Source organism: Pandoraea sp. B-6 (assembly GCF_000282835.1).
Classification (GTDB): Bacteria; Pseudomonadota; Gammaproteobacteria; order Burkholderiales; family Burkholderiaceae; genus Pandoraea; species Pandoraea cepalis.
In genome coordinates this window covers 86323-87563 of sequence record NZ_KB290495.1, presented here as the reverse complement: position 1 = coordinate 87563, position 1241 = coordinate 86323, and the positions used below count along the sequence as shown (strand labels likewise).

Genomic DNA, 1241 nt, shown 5'->3' with positions numbered 1-1241 from the left:
CGGCAGGTGGCTTTCGTTGCCGGCGAGCACGATGCGCCCCGTGTAACCCAGTTGACGCAGGGCGAGGGCGGTTTCGCCGCCGGCTTGACCGGCGCCGAGAATGACAGTGGTGGAATTGGCGTCTGACATGAGGATGAAAGCAAAAGAAGGCGGCCGCCAGTGTAATGCATCGGCGCGCCTGTCGCGTCCCGGATACCGTCAAGAGGCATTCGTGACACCGCCGCGTCGCTTGTCGCTGACGGGGGTCAGTCTTTTGGGGCGTTGGGTTCGGCGAAGAACAGGCATTCGACCTGCTTGATCAGGGCCGGCCCGAAGGCGTCGCCGCCGACCTGCGGCGCAATCAATTGCATCAGCACCGGGGAGCCGGGCGGTGGGTGCAGGGCGTGGACAAGCACGCAAAAGTACATGGCCGGATGTTCGGCACGCACGACACCCGCCTGCATGCCCTGCACGATGAGGGGCTCCATGAGTCGTAGACGGGCATCACCAGATGGCGGTGCAGGATGGCACCGCGCTCGCCGGTCTCCGATGCGTGCTGCGTGATGAACTGCTTGTGCTCCGGATGGTGGATGGCGTGGGCGGCGATGATCGCAATGGCTTCCTTGAGACGATCGGTCACCGGACGCGCAGTGTCGAGCGACAACGCGCGCAGCCGCTCGCTCGGACCCGCGAGTGCGCCTTCGAGCGTGTCCACGCATGCGCGCCACAGTTGCTCCTTCGAGCCGAAGTGCACGCGCACCAGGCTGGCGTCGACCTTCGCCGCCCGAGCGATGCCACGCAGGTTGGCACCGTCATAGCCCAGTTGCGAAAAGGCGTCGATGGCGGCGGCAAGCAACGCCGCACGGCCTTCGGGCAGGTGTTTGGGGCGACGGCCCCGCGGGGTCGATATGGCAGTCATTGTCGGACAACGTCGTGCGCGGGGCGTGTGGGCTCAGCGGCCTGGGCCGTATCGGCCACTGGCGCCGGCGGCACCCCCATTGCGTAAAAGAGGAGCGCAGTATCCGACAAACGTGCGCCGGTTGCACGCACTGTCGTGAGATAGGCGTTCCAGTACTGCTGTTCGCGCCCGCGAGCCGCCGACGCCGGCAGGGCGCCCAGGCGCACGCGGGCGGCCGTGTCGCGATAGATCTGCTCGGCCGCCGCGCTGGCAAGGTCCGCGTGCCGCAGCGATGTGTTGTCCGCTTCGAGCGACGCCAACGTATCGGCTACGTTCTTGAACGCGGCGAGCACCGTCTGCTTGT

The 1241-nt window shown here is 66.8% G+C and carries 1 protein-coding gene and 1 pseudogene; both read right to left on the bottom strand.

Annotation, left to right across the window (positions count from 1 at the left end; all coding sequences use genetic code 11):
• Positions 1–349 precede the first annotated feature (349 nt).
• Complete coding sequence (locus A985_RS24215) at positions 350–898, bottom strand: TetR/AcrR family transcriptional regulator (protein ID WP_051060064.1); 549 nt, start codon at positions 896–898, stop codon at positions 350–352.
• Positions 895–1241: pseudogene (locus tag A985_RS24210) on the bottom strand (RND transporter); the annotation flags it as partial. The pseudogene A985_RS24210 and the gene A985_RS24215, both read right to left, overlap by 4 nt.

Coding starts and splice junctions, on each gene's coding strand:
- A985_RS24215 (WP_051060064.1), bottom strand. CDS start 898: ATGACTGCCATATCGACCCCGCGGGGCCGTCGCCCCAAACACCTGCCC.